We start from the raw sequence: 21,326 nt of genomic DNA, 5'->3' as shown, positions 1-21,326 counted from the left end.
TTTTAACCGTAACTCACGCTACCTTACAAAAAAAGATGCTTCTTTATACACAATTTTCTTTACATTTTCTCCTGTATAAGTTCTGGCATCTTCACATTTTATTTTTCCTTCTTTGTATAATTCCAAACATTTAATCTGTGTTTCTGCCTGAGCAATGCATTGTATTGGTGTTCCATGACAGCCAAGTATCGTATCATACCACTCCTGATGAGCAACAATCCAGATCAGAGATTTTCTGTAAGAATCCAGATTTGCTCCCTGCAGACACATATATATCGTCCGGTCAGAGATACAGTCTCCGGAAAATAAAACTTTTGCTTTTCGATCAAGGAATCCCAGACCGCCAGGCGTATGCCCCGGCAGTCTGATAATTTCCAGTTTACGATTGCCAAGGTCTATCATCTGACCATCCGTAAGAGTATGTATATGGCATGATTTATGATGCATTTCCAGATAATTCTGAATTACATCTTTTTCTTCTTTTGCAACATATAGGTCAGAGAAAAAAATATCTCCACCGATATGATCGTGATGAGTATGTGTATGGCACACAATAACGTGATTTTCATAAAGTGCCTTTACTGTTGTTTCCAGTGAAAGATCTCCAAATCCAGTGTCAATAAGAACTGCTCTTTCTCTGCCTTTCACAAGATACATCCATACATTTCCATCTTTTATTGCAATAATATCTGGCACAATCTCTTGATAACTTAACATACCTTTTCCTCATCTAATCCTCTTCCAAATATGGTAAATGATATTTTTGAGCTTTACGATAGAAAGAAGACGGATAAATTCCCAGCAATTTTGCTGCCTTGTTCGCATTTCCGGTTTTCTTTAGGGCAGCTTCAATCAGATGCTTTTCAAATTCATCTCTCAATTCAAACAACGTTCTTTTTCCGTCTAAATAATCCATTTTATTTTCTTCTGGAATTACTTTCCTGTCTTCTACCGTCCATTCATCACCTGTCTGCGATGAAAATGCCAGTTGTTCATCGTCTGCATTCCCACTGCTTTCTGTGTCAGAAAGAGTATTTTCCACTTTTTCAAATAAACGGTCTACCTGCAAATTATCACATTCCAGTCCGTTTCTCTGTAAAAGTTCCAACAATTCATTTTTATCTAACAGCGCATTTTCTTCCGAACAGATCACATAATATTCAACCAGATTCTGTAATTCACGCACATTGCCAGGCCAGTTATACTCTTCTAAAAGTTCCATATTATCCTCCGGCATCTGAACCATCCGACCATAATGTTCACCATACTCATACAGAAAATGCTGAATTAATCCACGTATATCCTCCCGTCTCTCCCTTAATGGTGGAAGACTGATTGGGAATACATTGATTCTGTAATACAAATCTTTCCGAAACTTTCCTTCTCTCACAGACTCTTTCAGATCTGCATTTGTTGCCGCAATTACTCTGACATCTAACCGTACAGGCTGCGTACTTCCTATCCGGTAAATTTCACCCTGTTGCAAAGTTCTGAGTAATTTCGGTTGTAATTCCAGCGGAAAATCTCCGATTTCATCTAAAAAGATGGTCCCATGATTTGCCACTTCAAATAATCCCAGCTTTCTGGATACCGCGCCGGTAAAAGCACCTTTTTCATATCCAAACAACTCTGCTTCCAGCATATTTGCCGGTATCGCTGCACAATTCACCCGGACATAAGGTTTATTACTTCTCCGGCTCATTTGCTGAATACAATTTGCGACTACTTCCTTACCGGTTCCTGATTCTCCACAAATCAATGCTGTTGCATCTGTTATGGCAACTTTTCGAATCAATCCCCGTACTTCTTTAATTGCCGGTGCTTTTCCAAGAAGACTTATTTCTGCCGGATTACCTTCTTCAAATATTCTGACACTGTTCTGCTCACTGACCAGTTTTTTCATTTCCTGAAATCTCCGAAAGATTTCAGATTCCGGAGCTAACGTAATCACTACATGGATCAGATTATGATCTCTGTCAAAAATCGGTACACCTGTTACAAAACGACTCTTTTTATTAGGTGCTTTCAACCCGTTATTGCCAAAGGAAATGGTTCTTCCACTCGCAATTACCTGTTTACTGATGGATATATTATACGGTTCCTTTTTTCCTATGATATGTTCATCCAGTCCCGTATCTCGCATATACTGTTCATTCATATACTGAATGTAGCCCTCACCATCAGTGATGCATAATGCCTGATTATAATTCAGACAAAATTCTCTCACATCAACGGCCTCACAGTTCACTTTCATCAGATATTGAACGATTCTTTTTAATTCTCCGGCAATTTTGGAATCACATTTACTGCTGTTTGTTAAAATATGCAATTCTTTGATAATACCTAATAATTCATCTTTATAAACCATACTTTTACCTCTGATCTTCCCGTTAAATCCTGAATTATATTATACATTTATTTCCATTCATCAACAACCAGATTTATGGCATATAAAATGCTTTATTTCCTAATCATTTATCTCCTCTGCCGAAAACTGCTGACGTCCAATCATCTTATCATTCATGCAGACCGCATTCACAATACCAAGAACAGCAACACCGATCAGTACCACATATGGCACAGTATAACCACCCGTTATTTCACGCAGATTTCCAATAAACGCATAAGAACATGACCGGACAGCAACACAGATTGGGTAAATAACCGCAAATGCATTGGCATAATCATACCGTCCAAAAACTGTAGTTGTCATGGCTCCCATAATATTTCCGGAGCCTCCAATCATGCCACCCACCATGACAATTGCCGGATAAATCGCCCATTGAAATGGCAGAATCAACAAAATAAGTTCCATGGCACACCAGATAAAAAAGATAATTACCGTTGCTCTGCTTCCTTTTTTTGCATCAATTACACCAAATAAATAGCTCAGTGGGATGGCAACAATTGCACCAACTGTCATCATCGTCATTGCTGTAGAACGTTCAAATCCATGTGACATAATAGACGGAATCAACTGACTCATCACCGAATTGCCTATAAGCATATTCAATCCGCCTACTCCGACTCCAATCTGCCAGACCTGACGATTTGTCAGTAATTTTTTAATCGTCCATGGACTTGTTTTCTTATACTCCATTCCTTTTTCATGTATTTTCTGCGCCATTTCTCTGGTCATCGTTTTTTCATTATCCGGAAAGCATCCCTTATCTTCCGGATCATCCCGAAGCCAGAAAATAGATATTAACAACAACACAACAAATCCAACCGCCATAATATCAAAATATCCGGTAAATCCTGCAATTTTTCCACCAAAGCGAATTAGCCATAATACAGTCGCTGTTGCAATCAACGGGCCCATTGTTGCCCATCCAAGCGCTAATCCTGACTTACTTGGAAACCAGTTATTAATACACAGATTTCGAATAACCATAATTCCACTGGATGATGCAGTCAGAATCAGAATTGCCACAAAATACATTTTCGGACTTTGCACTCTTCCCCATAAAAACATTCCTGTTGCTGCCAATGTCATTGACAAAATAGCCGTTTTTCTGGCTCCGGCTTTTCTGGCCAACTGCGTATAACCTATAATAATGATAATCGACACCCACCCAGCAATAGAGGAATAGGTAAGCAGATTTGCCGAGGACCATCCAAATTTATCAACAAATAATCCAACATAGGTATTCAGACCGTCATTCATACTTCCGTTTGAAAAATATCCGAATCCCATCATCAGCAGAATAACAAGCCAATGCATCATACCAAAATTACTTTTTGCATTTTTAGCCAGTACATTACCCTTTTTCATACCATTCTCCTTTTCCTTTGTATGCTGCTACAATCCTATCCACCGATTTGTGTTGGAAATCCTTTTTCCGAAAACATTGCAACAATTGCTTCCTGCTTTTGTGGATCCAATTTTGTATTTTCCGGAATGGTATATTCTAACCCTATCTGATTATATTTGTTCACTCCAAAACGATGATATGGCAAAATATCAATTCTTTTCACAGACGGAATCTGTGTAAGGAGTTCTGAAATATCCGATAATTCCTGCATATCATCATTATAACCGGGAATAACCGGAATCCGAATAATCACCGGTTTCTGCCATTTTCCTAACATTCTGAGATTTTTCCAGATGATTTCATTATCAACACCTGTATTCGCTCTGTGTCGTTCCCGATCCAGACCTTTAATATCAAACAAAACAAGATCTGCCTTCTGTAATATCTGGCGTCCCTCTTCGGTATTCACATAACCACAACTGTCAACAGCCACCTGAATGCCCTCCTCATGAAGACGATCCATCAAAGGTAATACAAACTCTGGAAAACAGGTTACTTCCCCGCCTCCGATTGTTACACCTCCACCGGTCGCATCGTAAAATGGCTTGTCTTTTTTCAGGTAATTAACCATTTCATCCACTGTATAGTATGTTCCAAAAGGTTCCAACGCTCCCCGATAACAGAAATCCGCACATTTACCACAGACATTACATTTTTTCCGATCAATTTCTATTTCAGATCCGTCAAATGAAATCGCATGTTCCGGACATAGCTGCACGCATCTGCCACAGTTATCGCAATCCTCTCTGATAAATTTTAATTCCGGTGCAAAAGACTGGCCTTCCGGATTACAGCACCATTTACATTTCAAGGGACATCCTTTCAGGAAAATAGTTGTCCGTACTCCCCAGCCATCAACAAAGGATCCCTGCACTTTATTAAAAATAATAGCTCTTGTTTTATCGCACATGAATGTCTCCTTTCAGAAACGTCAAATATTTTTATTCTTTTTGAGGGGAGAATGATCTCCCCTCATTTTACAGACTCTCCATCTCAATCCGGTTAATAATATCATTCTGCAATATCGTACTTAACTCTACAAAATATGCGGAATATGTCGATACACGAACCAGCAGGTCTTTGTACTGTTCCGGATGTGCCTGCGCATCACGAAGAGTCTCTGTACTGACAACATTAAACTGTACCAGAAATCCTCCCATCTTGTGAAACGTCCTTACCAGCATCGCCAGTTTCTTTATTTTTTCGTCACTTGACACTGCTTCCGGGTTCAATCGAATATTTAAGACCGAACCGTTACAAAATGACAGCGGATTCAGTTTCGCCACAGAAGCCATCGTAGCAGTAATACCGCTTACATTTCGTCCCTGATGTGGTGATATTCCACCTTCTGCAATTGGTTCACCTGCGTGACGTCCATCCGGCTGTGCACCGGTATCATTTCCCATCATAATATTTGCGGTTATCGTTCCTGCACAACAAATTGATTTTGAATCAAATGGTCCCGGTATTTTAGCAATTTCACCTGCACAATATTCCAAAACATCATTTACATAAAAATCTACTTCCGGAATATCATTTCCGAATTTTGGTTCTGCGCAGAAATCACGATACATGGATTCATAGCCTTCCCAGTTAGCATCTAACGCATCCATCACCTGATCCATCGTATATTTCTTTTTATCAAACACAAGATCTTTTAACGCATATAAACTGTCGCCCATATTCGGTGCACCGGACAATGACATTGCACAGGATCTGTATGCAGCCGCACCTCTCGTAATATCTGTTGCCTTATCAATACAACCCTGCATCAATGCAGACTGCAGAAGGCATGGAGAATATTGTGCAAACATCAGCTTATCCATATTTTTATAGAGATGCATATATGGAACTAAATAACTGAATTGCTTCTTAAATGCATTGTACACTTCTTCAAATGAGTCAAACTTCCTTGCATCACCGGTCGATATACCAAATTTTTTCTTTAACATCGGAGAATATCCGTCATGTAATGCCAGATCAAAAATGAGTGGCAGATTAATCATTCCACCCGGAAGATCCAGCGAATAGCCCGGAACCGAAGGTGAATTACATCCTGTAATCGCACAGGTATTTGCAACTTCCAGCGGACGTCCCATACTCAGAAACTGTTTTACAACAACATTTGTACCAATGAATTTCATCTTTCCACGTAAATATGCCGCTGTTCTTATCGCCTCTTCCACAAAATCCTGCGGTGTATTTTCACTGGTCATAACCATTAAATCTTCTGTCAGACCATATCGTGCAGCTTTCATAAAAATGTACGAAAGTTCATTTACTGCACTTGTGCCATCCGGCTTGTTTCCACCAATCGTATTTCCAAGCCGGGAAGAAAGTCCACCATAAATTTTAGCTGCCGGTGTAGAGTAAACCGTAAACTGACCATTCTGACGAATCAAAAAGCATCCAACCAGTTCTACTGCGTCTTTATCCGTAATTCTTCCGGCTTTGATATCAGCCTGATAATATGGATACAGATACTGATCTACCCTTGCCATAGATGGTCCGGCTCCCCATGCTTCATTGTTCAAGCCACAGTAAGTAAACCAGGCCGCCTGTAATGCCTGCCATAATGTTTTCGGTGGTTTTTCCGGAACAGTTCTGCAATTATCTGCAATCTGTAATAATTCCTGCTTTCTTTTCTCATCGTTCTCCTGCATTGCCATAGACTCTGCCAGATCAGCATATCGATTTGCGAAAATAACCAGTGCATTCAATGAGCGTTTCATGCACAGCAAATATTGTACTTTTTTATAACTGTCAATGTTTCCAATGGTGTCTTTTTTTAATTCTTCAATTTTTTCATCTATTTCCGCTTTTAGACCGACAACTCCTTTTGATAAAATTGCTTCAAAATCTGTAGCAATATGACCAAAATACTGCGTATTCAGGCAGAATCCTCCACCTCCAATAATCGGTCCGTTTGCAAACTTGAATTCGTCCGGTATCTCTTTTTGCCAGTGGTCAAATAAAGATTTTCCCTTCCAGTATTCACAACAGTCTCTGATGATTTCTTTGTCTTCTTCGGAAACCTCAGCATAGTTTTCCTGTTCCCTTGTATGAAAAGAGTCCATTTCTTTTGTATACCAGGATGAATTCACTTCCGGACTTAACGGGCCTCCTCTTACCTTTCCTGTCGGACGTCCTACGATCAGTTCCTGATCACCGATTCCGATCGTCAGATGACTTAATATATTTTCCAATGCCATTGAGCGTCTGTATTCAATTGGATATCCTTCTGTTTTCCGGAAAGTTTCTGTTGTATATTTTGCTTTTTCCACACAAACTTCCGGTTCCACTAACATAGCATTTCGTAAAAATAATAACCGTTTTTCTGCTTCCGATGTAATATAGTCTTTGTTTTCCACCATTTATCTCCTTTTTAATACAATTCCATTTACAAAATCATTTAACTTTCTGCCATCTTTACCGTTTTACTCTTTGCAGGTTTATCTTTCACTACAAAAATAGTCAGTAATGCCACTACTACGAAAATTGCCGCACAATAGTACCATAATGCAGAGTAACCGGCGAAATCAATTACCACACCTGCGATTAGTGCTGCAAATCCCAATCCGATTGCATTTGCCATCTGGAAAGTTCCTGTAGCAACCGGAATTCGATTTGCCGGGCACCGGGCAAGCAGACAGCCATTTAACGGGGCTTTGATACCAGCCTGGCCAATACCATAAATCAATCCCAGAACAGCCCAGTTTGTCATTCCATTTGCCAGACAGAGATATACCCCTACACAAATTGCACAACATGGAATAATAACCGGTTTACAACCAAATTTATCCTGAAGAGGTCCCTGATAAAAACGGCTTAAAAATTCTGTAAGTGCCTGCGTACTGAAGAAAATAGCTGCTGAAACTCCACCATATGTAGCTGCTACGTATGCAGTCAGGAAAAACATGGTACAATGACCAAAAGATGCAATAATCATTGTGACAGAAGCCGGAAGTGCTGATTTTTCAATTACTTTCCAGATTCCCTTATATTCTTTTCCATTTTCATCATATTTTGCTGCTTCTTCTGCTTTTTTATCTGTTGCAACTACCTTTGTCTGCGCTTCCGTCTTCTTTTTGCCAGGAACAAGAATTGCTGCAAGAACCAGACCTGCTGCCATAATTGCCGCAATCGCAACAAAGAATTTAAACCAGTTCGGATTACTTGTATCACCGATCAGCAGCACAGCAAGCCATGGACCAAGTACAACCGCTGCTGCCTGTGGGATTCCTACAAACATGCTGGATGCAAATCCCATATGTTCTTTTGGAATACGCTCTGCTGCCAGCGAATTGGCCGTTGTGAAGGACCATCCATGACCAATACACTGTAAAACACGAAATACACAAAATCCGGCAAATGTCATAAAGATACCACATGCGCCTATCATAGCTGCAAAAATCCCAAGTCCGACCAGCATCACTGCTTTACTTCCAAATTTCTGTGATAACGGACCGGCAGATGGACGAATAACCATTGCAAGAAACGTCCATGCCATGCCGATCATTCCATAAACTGTTGCTGATCCATGAAGATATTCTAACACATAAACAGATAAATAATTTGCCATTGCCTGATAACAGATACTGATAATCACAATAATAAGAATCGGGACTATCATCGGAACCCACCACATATTTTTTTTCGCTGTACTTTCCATACTTTACCTCCCAGTATTATATACTTTTTCCTCTCACTTTTAAAATGGACACTCTGTAATCTTATCAACTGGCCATTTTGTCAAAAGTTCATAACCATCTTTTGTAACAACCACATCTTCTTCCAGACGAACACCGAATTTTCCATATTTCGGGTCTTCTCCACCCGCCCAGGTTTCAACAGCTATTACCATACCTTCTTCCAGTTTTTCAATAATTCCAGCCTGTACCGTACCCGGTTTAAAGCAGGCCGGAGCTTCATGTAATGATAATCCAAGACCATGTCCCAACGCATATCCTGCTACATCCAGCCACTGATCATATCCCCAGTATTGTGGAGTTTTTGGCCAGCCTTCACAGATATCGGCAGTTGTATTTCCGGCTTTGATTCCTTTCATTCCTTCGTACAACATATTACGGCATTCCTCATATACCGCATTCTGAATTTCTGTCGCTTCTCCACATACAAACGTACGATAATAACAGGACTTATATCCCATATAGGAATTGCCATTTACATCGATACAGATCACATCCCCAGGTGCAATCGCCCGATCCGTATAATCAATATGAAGTGGATTGGTTCTCGGACCGGATGAGCATACAAACTCCTGTGTTTCATCTGCTCCGAGTTCATAAAGTTTTTTCATACCAATTCCTACCAGATCACATTCTCTGATTCCAGGTACAATCGCTTTTTTCATTTCATAAAAAGCTGCATCTGCAGACTCACAAGCCAGACGCATGCAGGCAATCTCATCTTCATTTTTGATTTTTCTTGCCTCAAACATCATATCATGTGCAGATTTTACCTTTGAAACGCCCTCAGCTTTCAAAGCAGCGCTTACCAGCAATTCCAATGTACAACCATCCAGACCGACTGTACCATCCATTAACCCATGTTCTTTTATGATCGGAATAATTTTTGCCATATGTGGTGCGAGATCTGATACCTTCGAACACCATTTTAATCCAGCCGGCGGTGCCCATAAACGATTTTCCATCCATGGCATTTCCTCTCTTAATGCATAAGCTGAAAAACTCGTTGTTAAAAATGCGTGCGGCTCACCGTTTTTTGGTAACACAACAAACTGTGCCTGACTGTACCGGCATGGAACCGTCGGATAACCTCCACAAATATAACGAATCGAATAGGCATCCCATGTGATCAGAACATCAATTCCGAATTTTTCCATTGCTTCTTTTGTTCTTTTCAGACGATAAGCTCTCATCCGTTCCCAGTCAATTCCACCCAGTCGATCCATAGACATTCTTCCATTTGTCCCTGCATACATAATACTTTTCCTCCCATTTTTTAATCATTTAATTTCATTGCAGCAGCTAATGCAATACACATATATTTTGTCTCTGCCATTGAAGCTCTCGAGCTCAGTATGACAGGTACTTTCGTTCCCAATATCAGTGATCCCACAGGAATTCTGCATGTCTGTGTGATTGCTTTTGTTGTACAGTTCGCACAGGTCAGATCCGGAAATACAAGCAGATCTGCATCTCCTGCTACCGGACTGTGAAATCCTTTAATTTCTGCTGCTTCTTTATTGATCGCAACATCATATGATATTGGGCCTTCTATCAGACAATCTTTGATAATACCTTCCTGGTTCATACGCTTTAGTTCTGCTGCCTCAACGCTGTCCTGCATTTTGGGATTTACAACTTCCACCGAAGCTAAAACACCTACTTTTGGCTGCTCATACCCCATTGCAATTAACGCTTTCACTGCATTTTCAATAATCTGCCGCTTTTCGTCCAGAGTCGGGTTCATACAGATTCCCGCATCCGTAAATGCGATCAGCTTATGATAATGCGGTAATTCCCGGATTGACAGCATAGATACCAGATTTCCCGTTCGCAAATTGTTCTCCCGTTTTAAAATGGTGTGCATAAACTCTTTTGTATGCACCAGTCCCTTCATAATACAGTCTGCTTCCTGTTTATTTGCCAGATCTACAGCAATCTGGCAGGCCTTTCTATGATCCGTTTCATGAATAATCCTGATATTATTCTTCTCGCAGCAATATTCTGCCAGCATTTCGCCGATCAGTTCACTGTCTCCGATTAAAATCGGTGATATCAGGCACTCATGGTATGCACGTATAACCGCTGCAATTGTATTTGCATCTTCTGCGGCTACCACTGCGCATCTTGCCCTTTTATTCATACTCGAAACCTGCTCTATTAGCTGGTTAAATTTCGTATAAATGGTATCCACCTCCTCATTTTTACTACCTTCTTATATTTGCAATTTTTATGCCAGATTATATGCTCTATATAGCGCCTTTTTTATGTCGTACAGCATAATTTTTATGTTTTTTGACATATCATTATGTCATTCAACATAATCGCTTTTTTGAATACATGCTTCCAGAAATTCTTTATAATCCGAATATCCTTCCGGTACCCAGGTATATTCCTTTGGTAATTCTTCATGTAACAGCACACGCATGCCACCATTTGCCAGTGCCTGCATTTCATGCTCTCCCGGAATCACTTTTACCGGAGCCAGGAAGGAAACACGATCCGAAATCCATTTCACCAGCATTTCAGAATACGCAAGTCCTCCGGTCAGAATAATGCAGTCCAGCTTTCCACTGTTGCATACGGAAAGTTCTCCAATTCCTTTTGCAATCTGATATGCCATATACCAGTAAATCATTTTTGCTTTCTCATCACCCTGCGCAATCATTTTTTCCACATTCCGCGCGTCATGAACACCAAAATACGCAACCAGTCCGCTGTTCCCCCGCATTTTGTGAGCCATTTCTTCTTTAGAATATTTTCCGCTGTAACACATATTGATAACATCTGTGACAGGAATACGACCTGCTCGCTGCGGTGACATCGGTCCGGCATCATCAAGTAATGTGTCAATCATACGCCCACCGGAATGAAAAGCCATGGTGATGCCACCTCCCATATGAACGGTAATCATATTGCAGTCTTCATATTTTTTCCCCATTTCTTCCGCAATCTCTCTGGCTACCATTTTTGAATTCAGACAATGAGAAGTAACAAATCTTTTCACTTCCGGAATTCCCGTATAATGCATAATTTCATCTGCATCATCAGCAGATACACCGTCATAAAACATGGAAGGTATTCCATATTCTTTTCCGAGAATATAAGCAATAATTCCAGCCAGTGAAGATACATGCTGGGAACGTGGCGCATAGCGAAGCATTGTCTCCACATGCTCCGTTATCATATATGCACCGCTTTTCACACCATTAATTGACCCTCCACGTGCAACGATCATATCAACCTCAGACATATTGATTTTCTCTTCTTTTATAAAATCCTTTACTGTATCCAGACGCAGTTGTAACTGGTCGATCATTCTGACACAATCTTTTATTTTCTCCAGATCAACCATCAAATCCCGTTCCAGCACCGGTGTTCGTTCTTCATATAATGCTACTTTTGTTGACGTGGAACCAGGATTAATAATCAAAAGCTTCTTCTTTTTTTCCATAGTTTACTTACCCCATTGCTGTTAATCCACCATCCGGATAAATAATCTGTCCGGAAACAAAATCAGACGCTGCAGATGCCAGAAAAATTGCCGGTCCCACACAATCTTGCGGTTCTCCAATTCTCTGAAGCGGCATATTAGCTGCTTTTGCGGCACGTTCCTTTGGATCAGACGGAAGAATTCCTTCCATCATCGGAGTATATGTAATAGTTGGGCCGATGGCATTAACATATACATTCGGACCAAGATCCTTTGCGGCCATTCTTGTCAGCATATCAACTGCGCCCTTGGTTGCCCCATAACCGGAATTTCCTCCACCACATGCCCGGATTCCACGAACCGAAGACAGATTTATAATTTTTCCTTTTCCAACATCTTCTTTCATATGTCTGCCATAGTATTTCATGGTCAGCATAACTGACTTCACATTTACCTGAAACATCTGATCCCAGACCTTTGCATCCATTTCTGTAATAGGATATTTTTTATTAAATCCCTGTGCATTTACAAGAATATCTATATGCTTTAATTGCTGTACTGTTTTCTCATATAATTCTTTTACACTTTCTTCTGCTCCTGCATCTACCATATAATAAATGACTTCACATCCGCAGGATTCCTTTATTTCTTTCTGTGCCCGCTGCAGACTTTCCACTTTTCGACTTGCAATCACCACGTTTGCTCCATACATGGCCAATCCCTGCGCAATTGCCTGTCCTATTCCACCTGCGCCGCCAACAACCACAGCATTTTTTCCATTCAGATCAAATAAATTTTCTGCTATTTTCATTTTTACCTCTCCTTCCTTAACACATTTCAAAAATACCTGCTGCACCCATGCCACCGCCAATACACATTGTGACCAAAGCTCGCTTTTTATGGTGAACTTTTAAATAATCCAGGGCCTTACAGGTCAGGAAAATACCGGTTGCCCCCATGGGATGTCCCAATGCCATTGCGCCACCCCATGGATTTATTTTTTCTTTCGGTAATTTTAATTCTCTGATACAGGCAATATCCTGTGCCGCAAATGCTTCATTTAATTCAATCACATCGATATCTTCCAGTCTCATATCTGCTTTTTTCATTGCCTTGGGGACAGCATAAATCGGTCCAATCCCCATGTATCTGCCGTCACATCCACCCACTGCAAACGATACAAATTTTGCGATTGGCTTAATTCCTAACTGTTCTGCTTTTTCTCTACTCATTAAAATTGCAAAAGCGGCGCCATCGCTCATCTGCGAAGATGTTGCCGCTGTCACAACACCATCTTCTTTAAAGCAAGGTTGTAACGATGAAACTTTTTCCAATGTCGTCCCTCTTCTGATTCCCTCATCCCGGGTTACAACAATCGTATTTCCATCCGTATCTTTTCCTGTAACCGGAACAATGGACATATTCAGATAACCGTTGTCCTGTGCCTTGGCAGCACGCCGATGGCTTTCTACTGCCATTTCATCCATTTCTCTTCTGGATATTTCATATTTTCTGGCAACATTTTCCGCAGTTAATCCCATACTGATATAGGCACCTTCACAATTTTTTACCAGCCAGGGATTTCTCTCTGATGGATCTGCCGATTTAAAAGTATGTGTCATATCTTCTATTCCACCGGCAATCATGACTTCCTCCTGTCCACACATAATCGCATTTGCACAGGTTGCAATTGCCTGAAGTCCTGAGGAACAATATCTGTTAATGGTCTGTGCACAGATACTGTCCGGGAGCTGTGCACGCTGTATCACCTGACGCGAAACATTTAAATTTAATGTCTTAACCGGCATTGCACACCCAAGAATCAAGTCTGAAATCCATTCCGGTTTTAACTGCGGAACCTGCGCCAGCACTCCCTTTAAAGTTTCTGCTGCCCAATCCACCGGATGCACATTTGCCAGAGCACCTTTTTTTGCTCTGCATACAGCACTTCTTCCATATGCTACTATTACTGCTTCCTGCAACATTTTTTCTATCCTCCATTCCTTCTTTTGCATTTTGTATTTTTCTTACGCCATACAATATTGCAAATATAATGCCAGTAATACCAGCCTCAAAATTCCTCGGTCTGTACTTATTTTTCCCAAAATATGTCAATCAGCATAATCACATTATGTCGTTTGGCACACAAATTATGTCGTTTAACATATTTTTATTTCTGTTCCGGGCAAATCTCCCGTCCAAACTCTGGCATCTGATTTGCATGTTATTTACATATCAAACTAATACGAAGAAAGGATCTTTTATATTATGAAAAAAACAATTATCACCGCAGCACTTACAGGTGCAGTCACACCGGCAGGATACCAAATTCCGGAAACTCCAGAGCAAATTGCTGAATCCGCATACAACTGCTGGAAACTGGGTGCCGCTATTGTTCATTTGCATATGAGAGGCGAAGACGGTTACGGTGCCATGGATAAAGAACGTTTTCGCCAGACGATAAAACTCATTCGTTCTCATAAAGATTGTGATGTAATTATAAACTGTACTTCCTCCGGTGCCTCAAAAGCGCACCCTGCCACAAATGAAGAACGTATGGCTCATCATAAAGAAATCCCCGGTATTGAAATGGGCACTTATGATGCTGGAACCTTTAACTGGGGATGTATCGGAATGTTTGAAAATACCGGTGAATTTTTAAAAACTCTCGGAACATTATATAAAGAGAAGGGAATTAAGCCAGAATGTGAGATTTTTGATTATGGAATGCTGACCAACGTGGAATATTTCAGAAAACAGGGTATTTTAACGGATCCCATTCATTACCAGATGTGTCTTGGTGTAAAAGGCGCCATGGATGCCACGGTTGAAAATCTGGAATATTTAGTACGACATCTGCCTGAGAACTGTACCTGGTCCGGCTTTGGTGTTGGTGCCGGACACATGCCTATCATGTATGCATGTCTTGCACTGGGCGGTCATATCCGGGTTGGACTGGAAGATAATGTAGTCTACGGAAAAGATAAAGATGGAAACAAAATTTTTGCAACAAATGAACTGCTTGTACAAAGAGCTGTAACGGCAATTGAAACTTTCGGTAACGAAGTCGCTACTCCTTCCGAAGCACGTAAAATACTGGGCATTCCGCCTTTGAAAATGGATGAAATTCGAAAAGAACTTGGAATTGATTAATTATTACAGAAAGGATTTTTACTGATGGAAGTCAAAAATAAAGTAATCATCATCATTGGTGCCAATCATCCTGCCGGATATGCCCTGATGAATCTGTTAAACGGAGAAAATACATTTATCTATGCATATGGTGCTTCTCTGTCATTTGATTTCAAAGGAAAAGCTAACATTACATACCACTCATTTTCGCCTGAACACATTACTTTTTTACAGGAAAATATTCAGGAAATTTATAACATTCATGGCCATATTGATACCGTATTTTGCATCATCCCCGACTCTGTTCCAGAAATAAATGTAACAGACTTAACTCCGGAACTTTTACAGCAGGCAATGTTAAAAACAACCTATTGTGCATGGAAATCTACTTTGTATGCTGTCCCATATTTAAAAAATGCAACACATGGAAGCGTTATTTTTATAATATCTAACAGCCATCGGCATATCTCACCAGATAACAGTTTATCTGCCTTGTGCAGCGCTTCCATTGAATCAATCACAAAAAATTTTGCTTCTGAAGTCGCTGCCTTTGGAATCCGTATATGTTCCGTTGCTGCAGATACCAGGGCGACTCCTGATCAGATTGCTTCCTGTGCAATGTTTCTTGCCTCTGAACAGGCTTCTTATATCACAGGAACTATGATCGAAGTCAGCCCATTACTTTAAAACAATTATTTTACATTTATCATGGAGACAAACAAAATGAATATTAATTTAAAAGGGAAAGTCGCTGTCATCACTGGTGGCACAAGCGGAATTGGAGCTGCTGCAACAAATCTGTTTTTAGAATCAGGAGCTTCCGTCTGTGTATGCGATGTCAGACAGGATCTGATTGATCAGATAAATGAGCGTGCAATTTCCATGCATCTCCCGTTATCAGGCATCGTTGCAGACATTACCAACCATTCCCAGATGGAAAATTTATTAAACAGAACCATTGAAAAATTCGGAAAAATTGATATTTTCATCAATAATGCCGGGATGGGATGTCCGGATGGTTTTCTTACGATTGATGATAACCTCTGGTTTCGGGAAATAAATGTAAATTTATCCGCCGTTATCGATGCCTGCAATCTCATTATTCCATATTTTGAAAGACAGGGATATGGCTGTATTCTGTCGACATCCTCCTTATGTGGCCGAATTGCTGCAACGGTGCGAAGTATCTACGCAATCACCAAATGCTGTGTAAATGTATATACCAGGTCACTTGCAGAGGAATTAGCCGATAAAAATATTCGGGTAAATGCCATTGCTCCCGGCATGGTAGGCACTGATATGGTCAAAAAAAATCATCCGGATCCGGACGACTATCGTTCCCTTGGAAAAAGTTCTATGTTACAACGAATGGGAGAACCGGAAGAAATTGCCGCAGCTATGGTCTTTTTAGCCTCTGACCTTGCAAGCGGTATCACAGGAGAAGTTCTTGAAGTTACCGGTGGCAAATGTGTTGTTCAGGATCCAGACTATTCATGGAACATCAGCAATCCCCTTCTTTCTTAATATAAAAACGGGGGCTTGCACCTAACCGCAAGCCCCTGCCCCCTCTTATTTTTTATACAAATCATTTCTTATAGCCAAATTTTCTGCAAGATTTCTTTCAATCCATTTGCTGAACGAAGAAGTTCCGTATGTTCCTTTTCATTTAATGGGATTTCCAACACCTTCTGCACTCCATTTCCACCAATGATCGCCGGTACACTGATACACAGATCGGATAGTCCGTATTCCCCCTGCATCAAGCTTGATACTGGCAACACTGCGCCCTCATCCCGAATCAGCGCCGCCGCGATGCGCGTCACCGCCATGGCAACACCGTAATAAGTGGCTCCTTTTTCTTCGATAATCTGATACGCACTCTCCCGCACCCGGCGATAAATCTGCTCCATCGCCTGTTCATGGTCATAATGACCTCGAATTTCACAAAAATCATGAATTGGAATTCCAGATACGTTGGCACCACTCCACACCGCAAGTTCACTGTCCCCATGTTCTCCAATGATCATGGCATGTACACTGGCAGAATCCACCTGCAGATGTTCACTGAGCAGATAACGGAAACGCGCGGAATCCAGAACCGTTCCACTGCCAATCACCCGCTCCTTCGGATAACCGGAAATCTTCCATGCCGCATACGTCAGAATGTCCACCGGGTTGCTGACGATCAGTAAAATCCCTTCAAAATTCTGCGCGGTGATCTGCGGAATAATTGTCTTGAATATTTCCACATTTTTATGCACCAGCGCTGTCCGACTCTCGCCGGGCTTCTGTGCCGCTCCCGCCGTAATAATGATCAGTCCGCAGTCTCCTACATCAGAATAATCTCCTGCATAAATCTGCATCATATGTGCAAAAGGTCGTCCATGTGCAATATCCGCCGCTTCGCCATGGGCTTTTTTTTGATCTGCATCAATAAGCACTAGCTCCGAAAAAAGTCCTTTCTGCATCAGTGCAAATGCCGTGGATGCTCCCACAAATCCACAACCGATGATTGCTGCTTTCTGTCTGTTCATATCCGTTTCCTCCAGGTCAGTATCTATTTTTCACAGCTTTTAAAAGTCAGAACAATGGTTATCCAAAATTTCTCTTTCTCACTCATTGTTCCATTATTTCTACACTGTGACTTTTTTATATATTTTCCTGAAAACTATTTTTTATGCAGACACCACGCAACGTGATATGTATCCATTTATAAGAAGACACTTAGCAGCTTCTTCGGATTTTCCCGGTAAACCAGTTCCTGCATTTCTGCTGTCAGCCCCTCATCCATAGCCTCTGCCAGCTTGCAGCACAACGGCAGCGGCGTAAACGGAGTGTCACTGCCATATAAAATATGATCCTTCGTCGTCATCTGGCAGAGATTTCCATACTGCTTTGGCATAGCTGTTCCACCTAGATCATAATACAGAGCCGCCAGGCATTTTCGAATATCAACACTTCCATCCGGGCAGAGCATTTTTGACATGGAAGCCACTCGGTCACTGATGATTGGCAGATACGCACCCGCATGCGGAATCACAAAACGAATATCCGGGTATTTGTTCAATGTCCCCGTCAAAATCAGATTCATCACTGCGCGACAGGTGTCAAAGAAAAACTCCATCATCGGATATGGTAACGTCTCATTAACTCCCTGTGGAATTGCCGCCGGTTCTGTCGGATGGATCAGCACCACTTCTTTTGACTGATTGAGTACATCCATCACCGGATCCAGTTTTTCGTCACCAAGATACAGACCACAGGAATTGGTCTGCAGCGCAAATCCTGTCACCTGCAGATTTTCTCTGCAATATTTTACTTCCTCTACCGCAGCATCAATTTCCGGCAACGGTAAACTTGCCAGCACACCGATTTTTTCCGGATATTTCTTCATCAATTCTGCACCATATTCGTTGGATGCTCTTGCAACCTCAATTGCCTCTGCTGCATCTCCCATATGTAAATGTGGGGAAGAAATCGAGAGAACACTGTAGCTTATTCCAAGCGTCTCCATGGAAGCCAGCTGAATCTCCTCATTCCACTCCGGTTTTGGAAAGCCGCCGTCCAATAACTTCATTCCTCTTTTTTCCAGCATCTGATTGTACGCAGGCGGAAAATAATGTGCATGAACATCAATTTTTTCTTTCATAAGAATCTCCTCCCAGACTGTCACTCTGTTTCTTTTTTGTCACAGTGTAAAACGAACATTCGCAATCCGCTTTCGCTACTTGCTCATGAACGCAGTCGCTTTTCACTGTCATCTACAATATTTCCGGCATCTATATTTTTCTTAAAAAAGTTTTCATATGCATAATCCCACAAATCCTGCGAACCTTCTGCCGTGTGTACATTGCGCTTCATGATCTGACTCATTGCGATACCACGTTCCTTCCACGCCACACCGCCGTTCACCGTATTCAGCATGGCCGGCTGCAGGTTATCCATAGTATGTGCAAATTTTGCCTCCGGGGTCTTTGCCTCCTCAAATTCTTCCCAGATATCTCTCATTTTTTTCTGCTGATCCTCCGGAAGCAGCGCATAAATACGGTCCGCGGCCTGACTTTCCCGTTCATGTTGTGTTTTCTGTCTTTCCTCGTCATAAGCATATGTATCTCCCGCATCAATTTCCACGATATCGTGGATCAGAAGCATGATAACTGTCCGCAACACATCTATTTTTTCATTGGCGTATTCTGACAGAAGCACCGTCATAATCGCCATATGCCATGCATGTTCTGCGTCATTTTCCCGGCGCACATTATCCGACAATCTCGTCTGCCTCTGAATAAACTTTTCCTTATCAATTTCTTTTATAAAATCAAACTGACGTTCCAGTCGTTCTCTGTCCATCATATTCCTCCCTCTTTTTCACGATTCAAAGCCCTCTTGCAGCAAGAATGCCAAGGGCATTCTTGAACTTTTTTATTTGGGAAACATCTTTTTTAAATTTTTTCCACCAAAATTGTTCGATTATTTTTTATTATATGTCACCCGCCCCACAATAGCAATTTTTTATTCATCTTATCTCTCAGTTCAGAATGAATGCTCCTCCCTTCACGAAAAATCTCCCCTTCATAACAAAATTCTTTTTTTGTATTTTTCTATGTGAAATAAGTATCAAATCTTGAAAAATCATAGTTAGATGATATAATAAACAATGGCTGAGTCATCCAATTTTTTTTGCTCAGCGCATGACACAAAGTACTTTATAATCATCCAGAATCAGGTATATTTCCTGACGCTGAATAATTATGAAAAAATAATGAGAAATGATAATAGAGGAGATTTTTATGGGTACCATTACTATTCCAAAAGGTTATAAATCTGACCTCAATCTGCATGATACTCAGATTGCGATCAAGACAGTAAAGGATTTTTTTCAGACACGTCTGGCTCAGGAGCTGAACCTTGCCCGTGTATCTGCACCGCTTTTTGTAGATCCGGCATCTGGATTGAATGACAACTTAAACGGTGTGGAGCGCCCGGTAAGTTTTGACATTGCAGAGCAGAACGGACGTATCGGAGAAGTTGTACATTCTCTGGCAAAATGGAAACGTTACGCACTGGACAAATACGATTTTGAAGTTGGTTCCGGTCTGTATACCGACATGAATGCCATCCGCCGTGACGAGATTACAGATAACATCCACTCCATCTTTGTAGATCAGTGGGACTGGGAAAAAGTCATTGATAAAAATCAGCGTAATCTGGATACATTAAAAGAAACGGTTCGTCAGGTTTACAAAGTACTGCGCAAGACTGAAAAATATATGTCCATTCAGTATGACTATATCCATGAGATTTTGCCAAAAGATATTTTCTTTGTAACAACACATGAATTAGAAGAAATGTTCCCTGATAATACACCAAAGGAGCGAGAATATTATATTGCTCAGGCAAAAGGTGCTGTCTGCATCATGCAGATCGGTGATGAACTGGAATGTGGCGAACCACATGATGGCCGCGCACCGGATTATGATGACTGGGCTCTGAACGCAGATATTGTTGTTTACTATCCGGTTCTTGATATCGCACTGGAGCTTTCTTCCATGGGTATCCGTGTAGATGAAGTTTCTCTGAAAGAGCAGCTTGACAAAGCCGGCTGCCCGGAACGTGCAGAACTTCCGTTCCAGAAGGCCATTCTGGAGAAAAAACTTCCGTACACCATGGGTGGTGGAATCGGACAGTCCCGTATCTGTATGTTCTTCCTGCGTAAGGCACATATCGGAGAAGTACAGTGTTCTCTCTGGCCGGAAGAAATGGAAGCCGAGCTGAAAGAAGCTGGCATTCAGTTACTTTAAGTTCTTGTTTAGGGTAAGTTGGAACAAGCAGAAACGAACTCCAACAAGAACCTGAAAAATTTTCTGTGACCACTGCGTCGCTTATTTCCGACCGCTCCCGCGAACTCGCCCGCAAAACCGGCGTGCTCAGACACACTCCCGCGGTCGAGCTAGACGCAGCGGTCACAACGAAAATTTTACAATGGTTCTTTCCGTTGGAGTTCGTTTCTGCTTTGTTCCATTTACGCCGTGGCACCGCGTGATACGCATGCATATAAGCTAATGGCAAAATAACTGTTATGTTGCATGTGCAGATTAACATATTGAAAAATGAACCGAATTTAAAAGTTGAGCAACGTACGCTACCCTTGACCATATATAAAAAGAACTGCTACACTGTTGTCAGCGACGGAAAAATGAAACTGTTTTTGAGTTTCTCGCCGTCGGTAATCGACCT

18 protein-coding genes are annotated in these 21,326 nt (G+C 41.2%); 4 read left to right on the top strand and 14 right to left on the bottom strand.

All coding sequences use genetic code 11. The annotated features are described in order from the left end of the window. Window positions 1–18: 18 nt before the first annotated feature. The 11 genes from Q0I54_RS04325 to Q0I54_RS04275 form a co-directional block, all read right to left on the bottom strand. Entirely contained in the window at window positions 19–717 is a 699-nt protein-coding gene (locus tag Q0I54_RS04325) for an MBL fold metallo-hydrolase (RefSeq protein ID WP_296116739.1), read from the bottom strand. 13 nt (window positions 718–730) lie between these two features. After that, window positions 731–2,368, bottom strand: a complete 1,638-nt coding sequence (locus tag Q0I54_RS04320; RefSeq protein WP_296116737.1) for a sigma-54-dependent Fis family transcriptional regulator — start codon at window positions 2,366–2,368, stop codon at window positions 731–733. A gap of 99 nt (window positions 2,369–2,467) precedes the next feature. Beyond that, window positions 2,468–3,775: a nitrate/nitrite transporter gene (locus Q0I54_RS04315; protein ID WP_296116735.1), complete on the bottom strand. Its 1,308-nt coding sequence runs from the start codon at window positions 3,773–3,775 to the stop codon at window positions 2,468–2,470. A gap of 35 nt (window positions 3,776–3,810) precedes the next feature. After that, window positions 3,811–4,725 (bottom strand): glycyl-radical enzyme activating protein, encoded by a 915-nt coding sequence (locus tag Q0I54_RS04310; protein WP_296116733.1) that lies wholly within the window; start codon window positions 4,723–4,725, stop codon window positions 3,811–3,813. Window positions 4,726–4,792: 67 nt separating this feature from the next. Continuing rightward, window positions 4,793–7,189 (bottom strand): pyruvate formate lyase family protein, encoded by a 2,397-nt coding sequence (locus Q0I54_RS04305; RefSeq protein WP_296116732.1) that lies wholly within the window; start codon window positions 7,187–7,189, stop codon window positions 4,793–4,795. Between the two features lie 38 nt (window positions 7,190–7,227). After that, complete coding sequence (locus tag Q0I54_RS04300) at window positions 7,228–8,487, bottom strand: MFS transporter (RefSeq protein WP_296116731.1); 1,260 nt, start codon at window positions 8,485–8,487, stop codon at window positions 7,228–7,230. A 39-nt stretch (window positions 8,488–8,526) separates the two neighbouring features. Beyond that, complete coding sequence (locus tag Q0I54_RS04295) at window positions 8,527–9,780, bottom strand: Xaa-Pro peptidase family protein (RefSeq protein ID WP_118702724.1); 1,254 nt, start codon at window positions 9,778–9,780, stop codon at window positions 8,527–8,529. Window positions 9,781–9,800: 20 nt separating this feature from the next. After that, window positions 9,801–10,667 carry a phosphate acyltransferase gene (locus Q0I54_RS04290; protein ID WP_296116729.1) on the bottom strand — a complete coding sequence of 289 codons (867 nt, stop codon included), beginning with the start codon at window positions 10,665–10,667 and terminating at the stop codon, window positions 9,801–9,803. Between the two features lie 168 nt (window positions 10,668–10,835). Further along, complete coding sequence (gene buk / locus Q0I54_RS04285; RefSeq protein ID WP_296116726.1) at window positions 10,836–11,978, bottom strand: butyrate kinase; 1,143 nt, start codon at window positions 11,976–11,978, stop codon at window positions 10,836–10,838. 7 nt (window positions 11,979–11,985) lie between these two features. After that, the gene (locus tag Q0I54_RS04280; protein WP_296116725.1) at window positions 11,986–12,768 is read right to left on the bottom strand and encodes an SDR family NAD(P)-dependent oxidoreductase; all 783 of its coding nucleotides are present in this window, start codon (window positions 12,766–12,768) and stop codon (window positions 11,986–11,988) included. 16 nt (window positions 12,769–12,784) lie between these two features. Then, window positions 12,785–13,942, bottom strand: coding sequence for a thiolase family protein (locus Q0I54_RS04275; RefSeq protein ID WP_296116723.1), 1,158 nt, complete (start codon window positions 13,940–13,942; stop codon window positions 12,785–12,787). 283 nt (window positions 13,943–14,225) lie between these two features. Between Q0I54_RS04275 and Q0I54_RS04270 the strand changes: the two genes are divergently transcribed. Genes Q0I54_RS04270 through Q0I54_RS04260 form a run of 3 tightly spaced genes read left to right on the top strand, consistent with a single transcriptional unit; the run spans window position 14,226 to window position 16,613 of the window. After that, window positions 14,226–15,110 carry a 3-keto-5-aminohexanoate cleavage protein gene (locus Q0I54_RS04270; RefSeq protein ID WP_296116722.1) on the top strand — a complete coding sequence of 295 codons (885 nt, stop codon included), beginning with the start codon at window positions 14,226–14,228 and terminating at the stop codon, window positions 15,108–15,110. A gap of 24 nt (window positions 15,111–15,134) precedes the next feature. Further along, the gene (locus tag Q0I54_RS04265) at window positions 15,135–15,776 is read left to right on the top strand and encodes an SDR family oxidoreductase (RefSeq protein WP_296116721.1); all 642 of its coding nucleotides are present in this window, start codon (window positions 15,135–15,137) and stop codon (window positions 15,774–15,776) included. A gap of 36 nt (window positions 15,777–15,812) precedes the next feature. Further along, window positions 15,813–16,613 carry an SDR family NAD(P)-dependent oxidoreductase gene (locus Q0I54_RS04260; RefSeq protein WP_296116720.1) on the top strand — a complete coding sequence of 267 codons (801 nt, stop codon included), beginning with the start codon at window positions 15,813–15,815 and terminating at the stop codon, window positions 16,611–16,613. A 68-nt stretch (window positions 16,614–16,681) separates the two neighbouring features. Here the strand turns inward: Q0I54_RS04260 and Q0I54_RS04255 are convergent, their stop codons facing one another. The 3 genes from Q0I54_RS04255 to Q0I54_RS04245 form a co-directional block, all read right to left on the bottom strand. Then, entirely contained in the window at window positions 16,682–17,623 is a 942-nt protein-coding gene (locus Q0I54_RS04255) for an L-lactate dehydrogenase (RefSeq protein WP_296116718.1), read from the bottom strand. Between the two features lie 176 nt (window positions 17,624–17,799). Next, the gene (locus Q0I54_RS04250; protein ID WP_296116716.1) at window positions 17,800–18,738 is read right to left on the bottom strand and encodes an amidohydrolase family protein; all 939 of its coding nucleotides are present in this window, start codon (window positions 18,736–18,738) and stop codon (window positions 17,800–17,802) included. 83 nt (window positions 18,739–18,821) lie between these two features. Next, window positions 18,822–19,442: an HD domain-containing protein gene (locus Q0I54_RS04245; protein WP_367270778.1), complete on the bottom strand. Its 621-nt coding sequence runs from the start codon at window positions 19,440–19,442 to the stop codon at window positions 18,822–18,824. 437 nt (window positions 19,443–19,879) lie between these two features. Between Q0I54_RS04245 and asnA the strand changes: the two genes are divergently transcribed. Then, window positions 19,880–20,890 (top strand): aspartate--ammonia ligase, encoded by a 1,011-nt coding sequence (gene asnA / locus Q0I54_RS04240; protein WP_296116714.1) that lies wholly within the window; start codon window positions 19,880–19,882, stop codon window positions 20,888–20,890. Window positions 20,891–21,326: the final 436 nt, after the last annotated feature.

The organism is uncultured Eubacterium sp. (assembly GCF_934295145.1).
Lineage (GTDB): Bacteria > Bacillota > Clostridia > Lachnospirales > Lachnospiraceae > Eubacterium_I.
Note: the sequence above shows the minus strand (reverse complement) of the source record. Positions and strands in the feature narration are given on the sequence as shown.